Origin of the sequence: Pseudomonas sp. G34 (assembly GCF_031119625.1) — a bacterium.
Classification (GTDB): Bacteria; Pseudomonadota; Gammaproteobacteria; order Pseudomonadales; family Pseudomonadaceae; genus Aquipseudomonas.
Genome location: NZ_JAVHZV010000020.1, coordinates 147,061 through 163,627, shown reverse-complemented (window position 1 = coordinate 163,627; position 16,567 = coordinate 147,061). Strand labels below are relative to the sequence as shown.

General features: G+C 63.5%; 18 protein-coding genes. 11 read left to right on the top strand and 7 right to left on the bottom strand.

What is annotated here, in order from left to right:
• The first annotated feature begins 1 nt into the window (after nt 1).
• The 9 genes from QYS36_RS14330 (at nt 2) to pdxJ (ending at nt 8,975) form a co-directional block, all read left to right on the top strand.
• On the top strand, nt 2–955 hold the full coding sequence (locus QYS36_RS14330) for a MucB/RseB C-terminal domain-containing protein (protein ID WP_308840114.1): 954 nt from the start codon (nt 2–4) through the stop codon (nt 953–955).
• Nucleotides 956–1,057: 102 nt separating this feature from the next.
• A complete protein-coding gene (locus QYS36_RS14325; protein WP_308840129.1) occupies nt 1,058–2,491 on the top strand; it encodes a DegQ family serine endoprotease in 1,434 nt (477 codons plus the stop codon).
• 273 nt (nt 2,492–2,764) lie between these two features.
• Complete coding sequence (lepA, locus tag QYS36_RS14320) at nt 2,765–4,564, top strand: translation elongation factor 4 (protein WP_308840113.1); 1,800 nt, start codon at nt 2,765–2,767, stop codon at nt 4,562–4,564.
• A 5-nt stretch (nt 4,565–4,569) separates the two neighbouring features.
• On the top strand, nt 4,570–5,424 hold the full coding sequence (gene lepB, locus QYS36_RS14315; protein WP_308840112.1) for a signal peptidase I: 855 nt from the start codon (nt 4,570–4,572) through the stop codon (nt 5,422–5,424).
• A 106-nt stretch (nt 5,425–5,530) separates the two neighbouring features.
• Nucleotides 5,531–5,908 carry a DUF4845 domain-containing protein gene (locus QYS36_RS14310; RefSeq protein WP_111463114.1) on the top strand — a complete coding sequence of 126 codons (378 nt, stop codon included), beginning with the start codon at nt 5,531–5,533 and terminating at the stop codon, nt 5,906–5,908.
• On the top strand, nt 5,905–6,594 hold the full coding sequence (gene rnc / locus QYS36_RS14305; protein WP_027903302.1) for a ribonuclease III: 690 nt from the start codon (nt 5,905–5,907) through the stop codon (nt 6,592–6,594). The genes QYS36_RS14310 and rnc overlap by 4 nt, the downstream gene beginning before the upstream one ends.
• A complete protein-coding gene (gene era / locus QYS36_RS14300; protein WP_308840111.1) occupies nt 6,587–7,489 on the top strand; it encodes a GTPase Era in 903 nt (300 codons plus the stop codon). Before rnc ends, era begins: the two co-directional genes overlap by 8 nt.
• Nucleotides 7,490–7,540: 51 nt before the next feature.
• Nucleotides 7,541–8,239, top strand: coding sequence for a DNA repair protein RecO (recO, locus tag QYS36_RS14295; protein ID WP_308840110.1), 699 nt, complete (start codon nt 7,541–7,543; stop codon nt 8,237–8,239).
• Nucleotides 8,232–8,975: a pyridoxine 5'-phosphate synthase gene (pdxJ, locus tag QYS36_RS14290; RefSeq protein WP_308840109.1), complete on the top strand. Its 744-nt coding sequence runs from the start codon at nt 8,232–8,234 to the stop codon at nt 8,973–8,975. The genes recO and pdxJ overlap by 8 nt, the downstream gene beginning before the upstream one ends.
• Here the strand turns inward: pdxJ and QYS36_RS14285 are convergent.
• Nucleotides 8,972–9,874 carry a LysR substrate-binding domain-containing protein gene (locus QYS36_RS14285; protein ID WP_308840108.1) on the bottom strand — a complete coding sequence of 301 codons (903 nt, stop codon included), beginning with the start codon at nt 9,872–9,874 and terminating at the stop codon, nt 8,972–8,974. The genes pdxJ and QYS36_RS14285 overlap by 4 nt on opposite strands.
• 127 nt (nt 9,875–10,001) lie before the next feature.
• On the opposite strand from QYS36_RS14285, the gene QYS36_RS14280 reads away from it, so the two are divergent.
• Nucleotides 10,002–10,277: a hypothetical protein gene (locus QYS36_RS14280; protein WP_308840107.1), complete on the top strand. Its 276-nt coding sequence runs from the start codon at nt 10,002–10,004 to the stop codon at nt 10,275–10,277.
• 7 nt (nt 10,278–10,284) lie between these two features.
• Here the strand turns inward: QYS36_RS14280 and cmoB are convergent, their stop codons facing one another.
• The 5 genes from cmoB to metR all read right to left on the bottom strand — a co-directional run bounded on the left by cmoB (nt 10,285) and on the right by metR (nt 13,840).
• Complete coding sequence (cmoB, locus tag QYS36_RS14275) at nt 10,285–11,253, bottom strand: tRNA 5-methoxyuridine(34)/uridine 5-oxyacetic acid(34) synthase CmoB (protein WP_308840106.1); 969 nt, start codon at nt 11,251–11,253, stop codon at nt 10,285–10,287.
• Complete coding sequence (gene cmoA / locus QYS36_RS14270) at nt 11,250–12,026, bottom strand: carboxy-S-adenosyl-L-methionine synthase CmoA (protein WP_308840105.1); 777 nt, start codon at nt 12,024–12,026, stop codon at nt 11,250–11,252. The genes cmoB and cmoA overlap by 4 nt, the downstream gene beginning before the upstream one ends.
• Before the next feature lie 66 nt (nt 12,027–12,092).
• A complete protein-coding gene (locus QYS36_RS14265) occupies nt 12,093–12,485 on the bottom strand; it encodes a protease inhibitor I42 family protein (protein ID WP_308840104.1) in 393 nt (130 codons plus the stop codon).
• Nucleotides 12,486–12,561: 76 nt separating this feature from the next.
• Nucleotides 12,562–12,891 (bottom strand): DHCW motif cupin fold protein, encoded by a 330-nt coding sequence (locus QYS36_RS14260; RefSeq protein ID WP_308840103.1) that lies wholly within the window; start codon nt 12,889–12,891, stop codon nt 12,562–12,564.
• Nucleotides 12,892–12,919: 28 nt separating this feature from the next.
• Nucleotides 12,920–13,840 (bottom strand): transcriptional regulator MetR, encoded by a 921-nt coding sequence (gene metR / locus QYS36_RS14255; protein WP_308840102.1) that lies wholly within the window; start codon nt 13,838–13,840, stop codon nt 12,920–12,922.
• A gap of 212 nt (nt 13,841–14,052) precedes the next feature.
• On the opposite strand from metR, the gene QYS36_RS14250 reads away from it, so the two are divergent.
• Nucleotides 14,053–15,042, top strand: a complete 990-nt coding sequence (locus tag QYS36_RS14250) for an alpha/beta hydrolase (protein WP_308840101.1) — start codon at nt 14,053–14,055, stop codon at nt 15,040–15,042.
• Here the strand turns inward: QYS36_RS14250 and glpD are convergent.
• The gene (glpD, locus tag QYS36_RS14245) at nt 14,966–16,561 is read right to left on the bottom strand and encodes a glycerol-3-phosphate dehydrogenase (RefSeq protein WP_308840100.1); all 1,596 of its coding nucleotides are present in this window, start codon (nt 16,559–16,561) and stop codon (nt 14,966–14,968) included. The genes QYS36_RS14250 and glpD overlap by 77 nt on opposite strands.
• Nucleotides 16,562–16,567: the final 6 nt, after the last annotated feature.

The window sequence follows — 16,567 nt, the reverse complement described above, 5'->3', positions numbered from 1 at the left end:
TATGCGCTCCATTCTGGTCACCTCTCTGCTGCTCGGTGGTATTTTGGCAACCCCTGCCATAGCCGCCGATGCACAGGGATGGTTGCAACGGCTGAGCCAGGCCGAAAGCAAGCAAAGCTTCCAAGGCACCTTCGTTTACGAACGCAACGGCAATCTTTCCACTCACAGCATCTGGCGTCAGGTCGAGCCGGGTGGAACTGTGCGTGAGCGTTTGTTGCAGCTCGATGGTGCGCCGCAGGAAATCCTGCGGGTCAATGGTCAGGCGCAGTGCGCCAACGGCCCGATTGCTTCTACCGTTGTCGATGAGCAGGCCTGGCCTGCCCATGGTCTCGATGCCAGGCAGATCGAGCAGTGGTACGAGCTGCGCTTGAGTGGAGAGTCCCGCGTGGCCGGGCGCTCGGCGGTGATTGTTGGGCTGATTCCCCGTGATCAGTATCGTTACGGCGTTCAGCTTTACGTGGACAAGGAAACCGGCTTGCCGCTCAAGTCGCTGTTGGTCAATGACCGCGGTGAGCTGCTCGAGCGATTCCAGTTTACCCAGCTTGATACCACTGATGCCCAGCCAACTGCCGTGCTGCAGCCTTCTACCCATTGTGCGCCAGTGCGTGTCGTCAAGGCGCGTACGCCGTCCGCCGAATCCTGGCGCTCCGAGTGGTTGCCGCCAGGGTTCAACCTCAGCGCGGTAACCCAGCAGCGCAGCCCGGTCTCCGCTGATAGCGTCGATTGTCTGGTTTATGATGACGGACTGGCGCGCTTTTCGGTGTTTCTCGAGCCTTTGCACGATGCTGCGGTTGCGGATGCGCGCAACCAGCTTGGGCCTACCGTGGCAGTGTCCAGGCGCCTGACAACAGGCGACGGAGATGTCATGGTAACGGTGGTGGGCGAAATTCCGCTGGGAACGGCGGAGCGTGTCGCCATGTCGATGCGTACCGACGATGTGCATGTCACGCGGTAACGGTCGACGATAACGATCAAGGCCGATGTGCCGCCTGTTTGTTGTACCACTGGCCCCGCAGGGGCCTCGTTTGTTCTGGATGGGGAAGAAACTGCAATGTCGATGCCTAGCCTGAAAAATTATGCGGCCGCGTTGTTCGCGGTGTTTCTGATGGGGCAATCCGTGGCGGCGCACGCGCAACTGCCGGACTTCACCCCGTTGGTCGAGGCGGCTTCACCTGCCGTGGTCAATATCAGTACCCGGCAAAAAGTGCCGAATGCCGTCGCCAGCAGTGGCGGGCTCTCCGTGCCGGATCTGGAAGGCCTGCCGCCGATGTTTCGCGAGTTCTTCGAGCGCAGCATCCCCCAGCAGCCACGCGCGCCAGGTGGCGGTGGTCGCCAGCGTGAAGCGCAATCGCTCGGCTCGGGTTTCATCATCTCCAAGGATGGTTACATCCTGACCAACAACCATGTGGTCGCCGACGCCGATGAAATCATCGTTCGCCTGTCTGATCGCAGCGAGCTGGAAGCCAAGCTGATCGGTACCGACCCGCGCAGCGACGTGGCGCTGCTCAAGGTCGAGGCCGATGACCTGCCCACCGTGAAACTGGGCAACTCCGACAATCTCAAGGTGGGTGAGTGGGTGCTGGCCATCGGCTCGCCGTTCGGGTTCGATCACTCGGTAACCGCCGGTATCGTCAGCGCCAAGGGGCGCAGCCTGCCAAACGAGAGCTATGTGCCGTTCATCCAGACCGACGTGGCCATCAACCCGGGTAACTCCGGCGGCCCGCTGTTCAACCTGGATGGCGAAGTGGTGGGTATCAACTCGCAGATCTTCACCCGTTCCGGCGGCTTCATGGGGCTGTCCTTTGCCATCCCGATGAGCGTGGCGATGGATGTGGCCGACCAGCTCAAGACCAGCGGCAAGGTCAGTCGCGGCTGGCTGGGCGTGGTGATTCAGGAAGTGAACAAGGATCTTGCCGAATCGTTCGGGCTCGAGCGCCCGGCTGGAGCGCTGGTTGCCCAGGTGCTCGAGGATGGCCCGGCTGCCAAGGGCGGCCTGCAGGTCGGTGACGTGATCCTCAGCCTGGATGGCAAGCCGATCATCATGTCGGCCGACCTGCCTCATCTGGTCGGTGCGCTGAAGCCGGGAACCAAGGCCAACCTGGAAATCGTTCGTGAGGGCGCCCGCAGGAACCTGAAGCTGGCGGTCGGCACCATGCCGGCGGATGACGCCGACGAAGCGACCCCCGGGGCCACGCCAGGCGTCGAGCGTAGCAGCAACCGCCTGGGCGTCAGTGTGGCCGAGCTGACCGACGAGCAGAAGAAAGCCCTGGATCTGCGCGGTGGCGTGGTGATTCGTGAGGTGCAGGACGGTCCGGCGGCGCTGATCGGTCTGCGCCCCGGTGACGTGATCACCCACCTGAACAACCAGGCGATCACTTCGGCGAAGAACTTCACCGAGGTGGCCCAATCGCTGCCCAAGAATCGCTCGGTGTCGATGCGCGTGCTGCGCCAGGGCCGCGCCAGCTTCATTACTTTCAAACTCGCCGAGTAGGTCTGGCCGAGTAGGCTTGGCCGAGTAGGTCTGTCAGTAGCCGACGGCTGCAGGGAAGGGCGACGAGAGTCGCCCTTTTTTATGGCTGTCTCACATCCCGGTATGCAGGGCTGCCCGAGAAATAACCGACCGTTCAAGGCAGGTGAGACAGGCGGGTGGTCAATTACTGCGTTCGCACGCTTGTCCTGACGTGACGTGGGGGCAACCACTCGGGTAAACTTTGCGGCTATTTTCGGCGGGCAGTCGCCTGCGGCCTTTTTCGAGTGTTGTCCTGTGAGTGACCTGAGTCATATCCGCAATTTTTCCATCATTGCCCACATTGACCACGGCAAGTCGACGCTGGCTGACCGTTTCATCCAGATGTGCGGTGGCCTGACTGCGCGCGAGATGGAGGCCCAGGTTCTCGATTCCATGGACCTGGAGCGTGAGCGCGGCATCACCATCAAAGCCCACAGCGTCACGCTCTATTACAAGGCGAAGGACGGCATCACCTATCAGCTGAACTTCATCGACACCCCGGGGCACGTCGACTTCACCTATGAGGTAAGCCGCTCGCTGGCAGCCTGTGAAGGGGCGTTGCTGGTGGTCGATGCTGGCCAGGGTGTCGAGGCGCAGTCGGTGGCCAACTGCTATACCGCCATCGAGCAAGGCCTGGAAGTCATGCCCGTGCTGAACAAGATGGACCTGCCGCAAGCCGACCCCGATCGCGTCAAGGACGAAATCGAGAAGATCATCGGTATCGACGCCACCGACGCCGTGGCCTGTAGCGCCAAGAGCGGCATGGGTGTCGATGAAGTGCTCGAGCGCCTGGTGCACACCATTCCGGCGCCGACCGGTGATATCGAGGCGCCGCTGCAGGCGCTGATCATCGACTCCTGGTTCGACAACTACCTGGGCGTCGTGTCCCTGGTGCGTGTACGTCACGGCCGGGTGAAGAAGGGCGACAAGATCCTGGTCAAGTCCACCGGCAAGATTCACCTGGTCGACAGCGTGGGTGTGTTCAACCCCAAGCACACCGCCACGGCAGATCTGAAAGCCGGCGAAGTGGGCTTCATCATCGCCAGCATCAAGGATATTCACGGCGCGCCGGTAGGTGACACCCTGACCCTCAGTTCGACCCCGGACGTCGAAATGCTGTCGGGCTTCAAGAAGATTCAGCCGCAGGTTTACGCGGGGCTGTTCCCGGTCAGCTCCGACGACTTCGAGGACTTCCGCGATGCGCTGCAGAAGCTGACCCTCAACGATTCGTCGCTGCAATACCTGCCGGAAAGCTCCGACGCCCTGGGCTTCGGCTTCCGTTGTGGCTTCCTCGGCATGCTGCACATGGAGATCATCCAGGAGCGCCTGGAGCGCGAGTACGACCTGGACCTGATCACCACCGCGCCGAGCGTTATTTTTGAAGTTCTGCTCAAGACCGGTGAAACGATTTACGTCGACAACCCGTCCAAGCTGCCGGATGTTTCCTCGGTCGAGGATTTCCGCGAGCCGATCGTGGCCGCGACCATCCTGGTGCCGCAGGAGCACCTGGGCAACGTCATCACCCTTTGTATCGAGAAGCGTGGCGTGCAGCGCGACATGCAGTTCCTCGGCACCCAGGTGCAGGTTCGCTACGACCTGCCGATGAACGAAGTGGTACTCGATTTCTTCGACCGCCTGAAATCCACCAGCCGTGGCTATGCTTCGCTGGATTACCATTTCGACCGTTACCAGTCGGCCAATCTGGTCAAGCTGGACGTGTTGATCAACGGCGACAAGGTCGATGCGCTGGCGCTGATCGTGCACCGCGACAACGCCCACTACAAAGGGCGTCAGTTGACCGAGAAGATGAAAGAGCTGATCCCTCGGCAGATGTTCGACGTTGCGATTCAGGCCGCCATTGGCGGGCAGATCGTCGCGCGAACCACTGTCAAGGCACTGAGAAAGAACGTTCTGGCCAAGTGCTACGGCGGTGACGTGAGCCGTAAGCGCAAGCTGTTGGAAAAGCAGAAGGCCGGTAAGAAGCGCATGAAGCAGGTGGGGAACGTGGAGATTCCACAGGAAGCCTTCCTTGCTGTACTCAAGTTGGATAGCTGAGGCCTATGTCATTCAATTTCCCGCTGTTGCTGGTCATTGCCGTCGCCGTGTGCGGCGCCCTGGCCTTGTTCGATCTGGTATTCCTGGCGCCGCGGCGTCGTGCAGCGATCGCCAGTTACCAGGGCAAGGTCGAGCAAGTCGACGATGCAGTGGTCGAGAAGCTCAACAAGGAACCCCTGCTGGTTGAATACGGCAAGTCGTTCTTTCCGGTGCTGGCCATCGTGCTGGTGCTGCGCTCCTTTCTGGTCGAGCCGTTCCAGATTCCGTCCGGCTCGATGATTCCGACCCTGGAAGTGGGCGATTTCATCCTGGTCAACAAGTTTGCCTACGGCATTCGCCTGCCGGTGCTGGACACCAAGGTGATCGAAGTCGGTGACCCGCAGCGCGGCGACGTCATGGTGTTTCGCTACCCGAGCGATCCCAACGTCAACTACATCAAGCGGGTAATCGGCCTGCCGGGTGATCAGGTGCGCTACAGCAGCGACAAGCGCCTGTTCATCAACGGCAAGCCGGTGGCCGAGCAGTTGATCGGCGAGGAACCCGGCAGCCTGGGCAGCGCCACGCTGTACAGCGAACGCCTGGGCGATGTGGAGCACCGCATCCGCAAGGAAATGACCCGCTACCGCGCCGAACCCGGCAAGGAGTGGACGATTCCCCAAGGTCACTACTTCATGATGGGTGACAACCGCGACAACTCCAACGACAGCCGCTACTGGAACGACCCGAATATCCCCAAAGACGTACTGGGCATGGTTCCGGATCGCAACATCGTCGGCAAGGCATTCGCCATCTGGATGAGCTGGCCGGATCCGAAGTTCAAGACCCTGCCGAACTTCTCCCGCGTTGGGCTGATTCACTGATCTGATGAAAATTTGCGGCGCTGTTCAATACGGCGCCGCCAGCTATCTATAGTCTTGAGATGCGCCAGGCGCGCATCGGACTATCTGGATATTTTTGGGGATGAACATGAAATTCGCACGCTCGCAGCAGGGCTTGTCGATCGTCAGCTGGCTGGTGGTACTCGCTGTTGTGGCATTTCTGGCCAGCACGGCGTTCAAGGTGGTACCGCATTACCTCGACTACATGTCGATGGAAAAGATCATCACCTCGGTGGAAACCGACCGCGTGGATAGCGTCAAAACCGTGGCCGATTTCTACGCCCACGTGAGCCGTGGCATGACGGTCAACAGCATTCGCGACCTGAACATGCAGGACGTGCTGAAAGTGACCCAGGATGGCAACGAGTTTCTTGCCCACCTCAAATATGACAAACGTGAGCACCTGATCGAGAACATCGACCTGGTGGTTAATTTCGATAAAGAATTCCGTGTGCGAATGCCGTGAGTGTTTCGTTGACCCGCCTCGAGCGCCAGCTCGGGCACAGTTTCAAAGACCAGGATCTGATGATCCTGGCGCTGACCCATCGCAGTTTTGCCGGGCGCAACAATGAGCGTCTGGAGTTCCTCGGTGATGCCATCCTCAATTTCGTCGCCGGCGAGGCGCTCTACGAGCGCTTCCCCCAGGCCCGTGAAGGCCAGCTGTCGAGGCTGCGCGCGCGCCTGGTGAAGGGCGAGACCCTGGCCGTGCTGGCCCGTGGTTTCGATCTGGGCGAGTACCTGCGCCTGGGTTCCGGTGAGCTGAAGAGCGGTGGCTTTCGCCGCGACTCGATCCTCGCCGATGCCCTCGAAGCGCTGATCGGTGCCATCTACCTGGATGCCGGCATGGAAGTCGCCCGCGAGCGTGTGCTGGCCTGGCTGACCAACGAGCTGGACGGCCTGACCCTGGTCGATACCAACAAGGACCCCAAGACCCGCCTGCAGGAATTCCTGCAGTCGCGGGCCTGTGAGCTGCCGCGTTACGAGGTGGTCGACATCCAGGGCGAACCCCATTGCCGGACATTCGTGGTCGAATGTCAGGTCAATCTACTCAATGACAAGACCCTGGGCCAAGGCGCCAGTCGCCGGATCGCCGAACAGGTCGCGGCCACCGCCGCGCTGATCGCCCTGGGTGTGGAGAACGGCAATGACTGATTCGCCCGTAACGCGCTGTGGCTATGTCGCCATCGTTGGCCGGCCCAACGTGGGCAAGTCGACGTTGCTCAATCACATTCTCGGTCAGAAGCTGGCGATCACTTCGCGCAAGCCGCAGACCACTCGCCACAACATGCTCGGCATCAAGACCGAGGGCGAGGTGCAGGCGATCTATGTCGATACCCCCGGCCTGCACAAGAACAACGACAAGGCGATCAACCGCTACATGAACAAGAACGCCTCGTCGGCCCTCAAGGACGTCGACGTGGTGATCTTCGTGGTTGACCGTACCCGCTGGACCGACGAGGACCAGATGGTGCTCGAGCGCGTCCAGTACATCGAGGGGCCGGTGATCCTGGCGGTCAACAAGACCGACCGCCTGGAAGACAAGGCCGACCTGATGCCGCACATGCAGTGGCTGGCAGAGCAACTGCCGAATGCCGAGATCGTGCCGGTTTCGGCGCAGCACGGCCACAACCTCGACGCGCTGGAGAAGCTGGTCGGCGAGCGCCTGCCCGAGGGCGTGCACTTCTTCCCGGAAGACCAGATCACCGACCGCTCCGGGCGTTTCTTCGCCGCCGAGCTGGTCCGCGAGAAGATCATGCGTCAGCTGGGTGCCGAGCTGCCGTACCAGATCACCGTGGAGATCGAGGAGTTCAAGCGCGAAGGGCGGATCATGCACATCCATGCGCTGATCCTGGTCGAGCGTGACGGCCAGAAGAAGATCATCATCGGCGAGAAGGGCGAGCGCCTCAAACGCATTGGCCAGGAAGCGCGCAAGGACATGGAGTCGATGTTCGACACCAAGGTCATGCTCAACCTCTGGGTCAAAGTCAAAAGTGGCTGGTCCGACGACGAGCGCGCCCTGCGTTCTCTGGGCTACGACAATATCTGATTCGGTACCCCCGCCGCCTCGCGGCTGGCTTCCCTAGCGAGTGATTCAGCAATGCTTGCACTCAGCCAGCCCGCCTATGTCCTGCACAGCCGTGCGTACCGCGAAAGCAGTGCGCTGGTGGATTTCCTCACCCCGCAAGGCCGTCTACGTGCCGTGCTGCGCGGCGCGCGTGGCAAGGCCGGCAGCCTGGCTCGGCCGTTCATCCCCCTCGAGCTGGAAACCCGTGGCCGTGGCGAGCTGAAGAACGTCGGCCGCCTGGAGGCTGCCGGCATTCCCAACCTGCTCTCCGGCGAGGCGCTGTTCAGTGGCTTGTACCTCAACGAGCTGCTGATCCGCGTGCTGCCCGCCGAGGACCCGCACCCGGCGCTCTTCGACCACTACGCCATGACCATTCTCGCGCTGGCCCAGGGCCGTGCGCTGGAGCCCTTGTTGCGCGCGTTCGAATGGCGGCTGCTCGATGAACTCGGCTATGGTTTCGCCCTCGACAGCGATATGCAGGGCCATGCCGTGGTCGCTGAAGGCCTGTATCGATGGCAGGCCGACAGCGGCTTCTTGCCCATCGGTCACTGGCAGCCCGGCGCGTTTCTCGGTAGCGAGTTGCTGGCCATGGCCGACGCGGACTGGAGTACGCCTGGTGCGCTGGCTGCCGCCAAGCGCCTGATGCGTCAGGCACTCGCCCCTCATCTAGGCGGCCGACCGCTGGTCAGCCGCGAACTGTTCATGACGCTCAAGGAGCCGACCCGTGACTGAAGCCAACCGTGTTTTGCTGGGCGTGAATATCGATCACGTCGCCACCCTGCGCCAGGCGCGCGGTACCCGCTATCCGGATCCGGTCAAGGCCGCGCTGGATGCCGAAGAGGCCGGCGCCGACGGCATCACCGTGCACCTGCGCGAAGATCGCCGGCATATCCAGGAACGCGACGTGCGCGTGCTCAAGGAGGTCATGCAGACACGCATGAACTTCGAAATGGGGGTGACCGATTTCATGCTCGCCTTCGCCGAAGAGATACGTCCCGAGCACGTGTGCCTGGTACCGGAAACCCGCCAGGAACTGACCACCGAAGGCGGCCTGGACGTGGCTGGGCAGGAGGCGCGGATTGCTGCCGCGGTAAAGCGGCTGGCGGCGGTTGGCAGTGAGGTTTCGCTGTTCATCGATGCCGACCCGCGGCAGATCGAGGCGAGCAAGCGGGTTGGCGCGCCGGCCATCGAGTTGCATACCGGGCGCTATGCCGATGCGCAGACCCCGCAAGAGGCTGAGGCCGAACTGCAGCGCATCCGTGATGGTGTCGCCTTGGGCGTTTCTCTGGGCCTGATCGTCAATGCCGGCCACGGCCTGCACTACCACAACGTCGAGCCGGTGGCGGCGATCCCTGGCATCAACGAGTTGAACATCGGTCATGCGCTGGTCAGCCACGCGCTGTTCGTCGGCTTCAAGGACGCCGTGCGCGAGATGAAGCAGTTGATCCAAGGGGCTGCGTCGCGCTAACGCTTGCCGCCGTAAGCCACGGCCACCTGCGCCGCCAGTGCTTCGGCGGCGGCGCTGCGGTTACTGCCGCGCAGCAGTTTGATGTGATAGTGGCCCAAGGGCGGCAAACCGTGCTCCTGCTGGGAAAGCCGCCGCAGCGGCGGTTTGACCCGGCTGGCCGGGAAGGCCGCAATGGCCAGGTCGGCCAGCAGCGCAGCTTCCTGGCCAGCGCACTGTTCACTGGAATAGGCGATTCGGTAGCTGCGCCCAAGGCGATCCAGGCCGTCCAGGGCTGCGTGACGCCAGGCGCAGCCGGTGTTGGCCAGCGCGAGCGGTAACGGGTTGCGCTTGACGGCCAGGCCACCCTCGCGGCCTGCCCACACCAGTGATTCGCTGCAAATCACTTCGCCGCGGGTGCCATCGGCATTGGCGTCGCCGGTATTGAGCAACGTCAGGTCGAGTTCGCCGGCGTCCACACGTTCGATCAGCTCGCCGCTGCGAGCCACCGACACATCGACTTGCACGGCCGGATGGCTGAGGGCGAACTGCGCCAGCAGATCCGGCAGCGAGCCGACGCCGATGTCGAAAGGCGTGCCGAAACGCACGGTACCCGTCAGGTCGGGCACGCGGAATTGCGCCACTGCTTCCTCGTTGAGTTTGAGCAGGCGGCGGGCATAGCCGAGCAGCATTTCGCCATCCGGGGTGAGCCGTACGCGGCGGCTCTCGCGGAGAAACAGCGTGCGTCCGAGGCTTTCCTCCAGGCGTTTGATCTGCTGGCTGACCGCTGCCGTGGTGCGGAATACCTGGGCGGCGGTGCGGGTGAAGCTGCCGCTTTCGGCGATGCCGACAAAGGTCTTCAGCACATCGCTTTCCAACAGGGGCAGGGGGGCGGGCGCGTTGCCTGGTGGTGGAGTTTTCATGGCGTCGTTAATATTTAGTTAATTGGCTATTAGGTATTTGTCGATTTTATTAACGATAGGCGCAGCTCAAACTGGCGGCAAGCACTCACCGATAACCGGTGAGCATGGGTTGCCGAGGAGAGTTGCCATGAGATCGAATGAACAGCATGCCGCACCTGCCGAGCGCGTCGACACCGCGAGGTCGCTGGGTAGCAACCCCCTTGAGCTGACCCAGTGGCTGGGCGACTGGTACTTCGCCTGGAGCTGGAGGCGCAAGATGCGCCGCCTGCTGATGCTCGACCGTGCCGGGCAGATTCGCCTGGGAAGCGCTCATGCGCGCGTCAGCGCCGGGGCGCAGATGCCCCTTGCCATGATCGCGGCGCGGCAGGCCGAATGGCGGCGCCAGGGTGATGCCGCCGGCTAGGCCGTTCTCACGGCTTGCGCGCGACCAGTACGGCGCGACGGGGCGCCGGCAGGCCTTCGATGGTGCGGCGGTGGTCGAGCGGGTCGAGGAACTCGGGCAGCGACTGGTAGCGCATCCAGTCGGTGCTGCGCTGCTCCTCGACCGAGGTGACGCTGACATCCACGCAGCGTACGTCGACGAAGCCAGCGCGGCGCAGCCATAGCTCCAGCGCGGGCACCGAGGGCAGAAACCAGACGTTGCGCATCTGTGCATAACGGTCTTCGGGTACCAGTACCTGCTGGGCATCGCCTTCCACCACCAGGGTTTCCAGTACCAGTTCGCCGCCCTTGTGCAGGCAGTCCTTGAGTTCCAGCAGGTGGTCGATGGGCGAACGGCGGTGGTAGAGCACGCCCATGGAGAACACGGTGTCGAAGCCCAGCAGCTTGGCCGGCAGCTCTTCGATACCCAGTGGCAGATGCCAGGCGGGCAGGTCAGGCAGGTAGTTCTTCATGGCCAGGAACTGGCAGAGGAACAGCCAGTTCGGGTCGATGCCGACCACGCTGCGGGCACCGTCGCCGAGCATGCGCCACATGTAGTAGCCGTTGCCGCAGCCGACGTCGAGCACCCGGCGGCCGGTCAGATCCAGGTGCGGGGAGACCCGCTGCCATTTCCAGTCCGAACGCCATTCGGTGTCCACGTGCACGCCGAACGGATGGAAGGGGCCTTTGCGCCAGGGAATCAGGCCGCGCAGCGCACTGTCCAGCGCCGCGCGGGTGGCGTCGTCGCAGGGGCCGTCGAGCCGGAAGTCCTGCTGCAGGTCGATGTGCTCGGCCTGCAACTGCGGCAGCGCCTCGACAGCGGCATGCCAACGCTGCAGGTCGCCATGCCCGATGGCCAGTTTGGCGTCGATCTGCCCAGGCAGATCCGCGCTCCAGTCCTGCAACGGTGTGCCGGCGAGCTCGGCCTGCAGGGCGTCCAGATCCATGCGGCGCATCATGGCAGGGCCACCAGCGAGGCGAAGTTGAGGCACTGGAACCAGGGCACCACCTTGCTGAAGCCGGCGGCGTGCAGGCGCTCGCGGTGCTGTTCGAGGCTGTCGGGCAGCATCACGTTCTCGATGGCGCTGCGCTTCTGGGCAATTTCCAGTTCGCTGTAGCCGTTGGCGCGTTTGAAGGCGACGTGCAGATCGGTGAGCAGGGCATGTTGCTGATGGTCTTCGAAACGCAGCTTTTCCGAGAGGATCAAGGCGCCGCCCGGCAGCAGCGTGCGATGAATACGGCTCAGCAATTGCAGGCGATTTTCCGGGGCGATGAACTGCAGGGTGAAGTTCATCGCCACCAGCGAGGCAGGCTGCCAGTCCATGGCGAGGATGTCCGCCTCGAGCACCTCGACCGGCAGCAGCTCCTGGAACATGGCGTCCTGGGCGTGCAGGTATTCGCGGCAGCGCTCGACCATCGCCGCGGAGTTGTCCACGGCCATCACCCGGCAACCGTCTGCCTGAACGTGGCGACGCAGCGCCTGGGTCACCGCGCCCAGCGAGCAGCCCAGGTCATACAGCAGGCTGCCGGGCTGGGCGAACTGGCTGGCCAGCACACCGATGTTCTCGACGATGGTCGGGTAGCCCGGCACCGAGCGCTTGATCATGTCCGGGAACACCCGGGCGACGTCCTCGTTGAAGACGAAATCCGGCACCTGATCCAGTGGCTGGGCGAAGAGTTGGTCGGGCTGTCTGTTCACGGTCGGTCTGCATGGCGCGGGAAAGGCGCGCATTTTAGCCAAGTCCGGCGATTAGCCAAACCTCGTCGCAAGTCTGATTCGATAGTCGGCGTGCGTGGGCTAGCGCACGCGGATCTGGCAGTCGAAGGTGTCGGCGGGGGCGGCGCTGCTATCCCAGGGCTGGGCATAGGTCAGCAGCAGCTGCGCCTCACCCGGTTCGGTGGCCTGGAAGCGCCAGGTGGAGGTGCCATCGCCGCCAACCAGGTCGGAGTCTTCGGCCGCGCTGTAGACTTCCGGGCCTAGCGCCTTGAGTACTGCGGCGGCGTCTTCCTGCACCGTCCAGCGATAGCCCGTCGTCGGGTTGCTCGGCAGGCTGAGAATCAGCTGCTGGCCTGCCTGCAGGCTGATCGGGCACTGGCTCTGCTTCTGCACCTGCAGGCTCTTCGAGGGGCTGGCGCAGGCGCTTAGCAGAACCAGGCTGGCGAGAACGGGCAGACGGTAGGCGTTGATCATGACGGGCTCCAGACGCAGAAATCGACTGCCAGCATAACGGCAGAACGCCGGGGCTGTAACCCGCCCACCGGCCGATTCAATCGACGATGAACAGCCGCGCGCCAGTAGCGGTCGAGCTGCGGTGCGCTTCCGCCCCGTCAGCCACCTGATAGCTCATGCCCGGCGTCATCACCAAGTGGCGGCCATCGTCGAGCTCGGTGTGCAGCTCGCCTTCGAGGCACAGCAGGATATGGCCCTTGTTGCACCAGTGGTCGGCCAGGTAGCCCGCGGTGTACTCGACCATGCGCACGCGCAGCGCACCGAACTGGCAGGTGCGCCAGTAGGCCATACCGTTTTCGCCGGCGTGTTCGGTGGCTTCGACCGTGCTCCAGTCGGTAACGCCAAAGGGGATATCGCTGATGTTCATCGGATGGCCCTGCAATGAAAGGAGAGGGTTATTGCCGGGCAACGCTCACGCCTTCGAGGTTGGCGAACGAGGTGTCCTTGGCGGTGAGCAGGAAGTCGCGCATGAACGGCGCGTCGAGCATGTCGGTGCGCACGCCGGCATAGAGCGTGGCGAACAGGCCCTTGTCGCCCAGGCGCTTGGCGGTCACGTAGCCGCGCGAGCTGTACTCGTGCAGCGCCCAGTTGGGCAGGCCGCAGACGCCACGGCCGCTGGCCACCAGCTGCATCATCATCACCGTCAACTCCGAGGTGCGCACCTGGGCCGGCTCGATGTCGGCGGGTTCGAGAAAGCGGGTGAAGATATCCAGGCGATCACGCTCCACCGGGTAGGTGATCAGGGTTTCCTTGAGCAGGTCTTCGGGGCGGATATGGGGGCGGTTGGCCAGGGCGTGCTGGTTGGCCACCGCCAGCATGGCTTCGTAGGTGAACAGCGGCACGTAGGTGATGCCCGAGAGTTCCACGGGATCGGAGGTCACCACCAGGTCGAGGTCGCCGCGGGCCAGGGCGGGCAGGGGAGCGAACGAAAACCCCGAGGCCAGATCCAGCTCCACTTCCGGCCAGGCGTCGCGGAACTGGTCGATGGTCGGCATCAGCCACTGGAAGCAGCTGTGGCATTCGATGGCCATGTGCAGGCGGCCGGCCGTGCCACCGGCCAGGCGCGCCAGGTCGCGTTCGGCGCTGCGCAGCAGCGGCAGCACGCTGTCGCACAGTTGCAGCAGGCGCAGCCCGGCGCTGGTGAAACGCACCGGCTTGGTCTTGCGCACGAACAACTGCATGCCCAGGCGTTCTTCCAGTTCCTTGAACTGGTGCGACAGCGCCGACTGGGTCAGGTGCAGGCGTTCAGCGGCTTCGACCAGGCTGTCGGTTTCGCGCAGGGCGTGAAGGGTCTTCAAATGGCGGATTTCGAGCATCTGGTTACCTGCAGGTTATTCAACTGCTCGGTAAATAAGATGAGCAGTATTCATTTGGCGAGTGTCGCGCAATGGGCGGCCCGTTGTCGAGTCATCCTCCATTCGTCCGCCTGGCGGGTTTCATCAAACTGTCATTGTTCTGTGGCAGCGCGCCGTGGCCCATCACTGCGAGACTTGCCTGCTATCCGGCCTATCGCTTGTGGAATTTGAAGATGCGCGTGGTTATTTTTCTGGCTGCCTTGCTGTGCAGCCTGTCCTCCCTGGCGGCTGATGTGTGCAAGGTCGGTGTGGATGTCGAGCGTGTCTCGGTGGGCGAGGTGAGCCTGGCGTATCAGAGCATCGGGCGCAGCAGCGATCCCGCACTGTTGTTGGTCATGGGCCTGGGTGGCCAGCTGATCCACTGGCCGGACGACGTGGTCGAGCAGCTGTGCGAGCAGGGCTTTCGGGTGATCCGCTTCGACAATCGTGACGTCGGCTTGAGCCGCTGGAACGCCGAAGCGCCCAGCGCCAACCTGGCTTATGAAGTGCTGCGTTACCGCCTTGGCCTGGCGGTCGGTGCACCGTACAGCTTGCGCGACATGGCCGGCGATTCACTGGGCCTGATGGATGCGTTGGGCATTGACGAGTTTCACCTGCTCGGCGCCAGCATGGGCGGCATGATCGCCCAGCACATCGCTGACATGGCGCCGCAGCGGGTGCGCAGCCTGACCTTGGTGATGACCAGCTCCGGCGCCCAGGGGCTGCCGGCACCGAGCCCGGCGTTGTTGCACCTGTTGGCACGCCGCGAGGCACCGAGCCGGGAAGTGGCCCTGGAGCAGCAGGCCGATCTGCTGGCCGCGCTGGGCAGCCCGAGTGTGGTGGATGATCGTGCGATGCTGCTGCACCAGGCCGAAATCGCCTACGACCGTGCCTTCAATCCGGCGGGGGTGGAGCGGCAATTGCTGGCGATTCTTGCCGAAGGCAGCCGGGTCGACCTGCTCAACCGCCTGCAGGTGCCGACGCTGGTGGTGCACGGCACTGCCGATCCGCTGCTGCCGGTGATGCACGGCGTACATGTCGCCGCGCATATCCGTGGCAGTGAGCTGCGCCTGATTCCAGGGCTCGCTCACCGGCTTCAGGAGCGCTTCAAGGCGCCGTTGCTTGCCGCGGTACTGCCACACCTGCAGGCTCATCGGCAGGATGAGCACCTGGTACAGCTGTAAGAATCGCGGTCGCGGCGGGTGCCAGGTAGGCTTCGAGCCGGCTGCGCTCGGCGGCCGACAGGAACAGCCCCAGCTTGCTGCGGCGCCAGAGGATGTCATCCACCTCGGTGGCCCATTCCTGTTCGCGCAGGTAATCCACCTCGCGGGCATACAGGCCATGGCCGAAGTGCTCGCCCAGGTCGGCCTCGCTCTGCACCTTGTCGAGCAATTGCCAGGTACGGCTGCCATAGGTGACGGCCCAGCGGCTCGCCAGCTCGGCGTTCAGCCAGGCATGGCGAGCGCGCAGGGCCTCGACCAGGCTCTCGCGGCTGTGCATGTTCTCGCCGCCCGGCAGCGGCGCCTCGGCCGTCCAGCGCGCCTTCATGTTCGGGAAGAACGGCGCCAGCTGGGCCAGCGCCGACTCCGCCAGCTTGCGGTAGGTGGTCAGCTTGCCGCCGAACACCGACAGCAGTGGCGGTTCATTGCCCTGGGCGGACAGCGACAGGGTGTAGTCGCGGGTGATGGCCGAGGGCTCGTCGGACTCGTCATCGCACAGCGGGCGCACGCCGGCGTAGCTGTGGAGGATGTCCTCGCGGCTGAGCGACTTGCGGAAGTGGTCGTTGACCACCTTGAGCAGGTAGCTGGTTTCTTCCTCGCTGATGCTCACGGCAGCCGGGTCGCCCTGGTACTCGCGGTCCGTGGTGCCGATCAGGGTGAAGCGGTCCAGGTAGGGGATGGCGAAAACGATACGGCGGTCTTCGTTCTGCAGGATATAGGCTTCTTTGCCCTCGAACAGGCGCGGCACGACGATGTGGCTGCCCTGGATGAGGCGGATGCCGTAGGGCGACTTCTGCTGCAGATCATCACGAATGAAGCGCGCCACCCAGGGGCCGGCGGCATTGACCAGCGCTTTGGCGCGGATCGAGAAGCGGCTGCCATCGGCGCGTTCCAGGTCGACTTCCCAGGCACCCTTGCTGCGCCGGGCACTGACGCAACGGGTGTGGGTGTGCACATGGGCGCCGTGCTCGCGGGCTGCCATGGCGTTGAGCACCACCAGGCGGGCATCGTCGACCCAGCAATCGGAGTATTCGAAACCTTTGCTGATCTCCGGTTTGAGCGGGCTGTTGGCGCCAAAGCTCAGCCCTCGCGAGCGCGGCAGTGCCTTGCGCTTGCCCAGGTTGTCGTAGAGGAACAGGCCGGCGCGAATCATCCACGCGGGGCGCAGATGCGGGCGGTGGGGGAGGATGAAGCGCATCGGGCTGACGATGTGCGGCGCCTTGGCGAGCAGCACTTCACGTTCGGCCAGGGCTTCGCGCACCAGGCGGAATTCGTGGTGCTCCAGGTAACGCAGCCCGCCGTGGATCAGCTTGCTGCTAGCCGAGGAGGTGTGGCGGGCCAGGTCGTCCTTCTCGCACAGGAACACCGACAGGCCGCGACCCGCCGCATCACAGGCAATACCGGCGCCATTGATGCCGCCGCCGACCACGGCAATATCGTAAACCTCGGACAGCGGGCTGTTGGACAGGCTGGATGTGGGCATCGTCGT

Coding starts and splice junctions, on each gene's coding strand:
- glpD (WP_308840100.1), bottom strand. CDS start 16,561: ATGCCCACATCCAGCCTGTCCAACAGCCCGCTGTCCGAGGTTTACGAT.
- QYS36_RS14280 (WP_308840107.1), top strand. CDS start 10,002: ATGAGATCGAATGAACAGCATGCCGCACCTGCCGAGCGCGTCGACACC.
- cmoA (WP_308840105.1), bottom strand. CDS start 12,026: ATGCGCGCCTTTCCCGCGCCATGCAGACCGACCGTGAACAGACAGCCC.
- QYS36_RS14330 (WP_308840114.1), top strand. CDS start 2: ATGCGCTCCATTCTGGTCACCTCTCTGCTGCTCGGTGGTATTTTGGCA.
- QYS36_RS14260 (WP_308840103.1), bottom strand. CDS start 12,891: ATGAACATCAGCGATATCCCCTTTGGCGTTACCGACTGGAGCACGGTC.
- QYS36_RS14325 (WP_308840129.1), top strand. CDS start 1,058: ATGCCTAGCCTGAAAAATTATGCGGCCGCGTTGTTCGCGGTGTTTCTG.
- QYS36_RS14250 (WP_308840101.1), top strand. CDS start 14,053: ATGCGCGTGGTTATTTTTCTGGCTGCCTTGCTGTGCAGCCTGTCCTCC.
- QYS36_RS14285 (WP_308840108.1), bottom strand. CDS start 9,874: ATGAAAACTCCACCACCAGGCAACGCGCCCGCCCCCCTGCCCCTGTTG.
- lepB (WP_308840112.1), top strand. CDS start 4,570: ATGTCATTCAATTTCCCGCTGTTGCTGGTCATTGCCGTCGCCGTGTGC.
- cmoB (WP_308840106.1), bottom strand. CDS start 11,253: ATGATGCGCCGCATGGATCTGGACGCCCTGCAGGCCGAGCTCGCCGGC.
- era (WP_308840111.1), top strand. CDS start 6,587: ATGACTGATTCGCCCGTAACGCGCTGTGGCTATGTCGCCATCGTTGGC.
- QYS36_RS14310 (WP_111463114.1), top strand. CDS start 5,531: ATGAAATTCGCACGCTCGCAGCAGGGCTTGTCGATCGTCAGCTGGCTG.
- recO (WP_308840110.1), top strand. CDS start 7,541: ATGCTTGCACTCAGCCAGCCCGCCTATGTCCTGCACAGCCGTGCGTAC.
- metR (WP_308840102.1), bottom strand. CDS start 13,840: ATGCTCGAAATCCGCCATTTGAAGACCCTTCACGCCCTGCGCGAAACC.
- QYS36_RS14265 (WP_308840104.1), bottom strand. CDS start 12,485: ATGATCAACGCCTACCGTCTGCCCGTTCTCGCCAGCCTGGTTCTGCTA.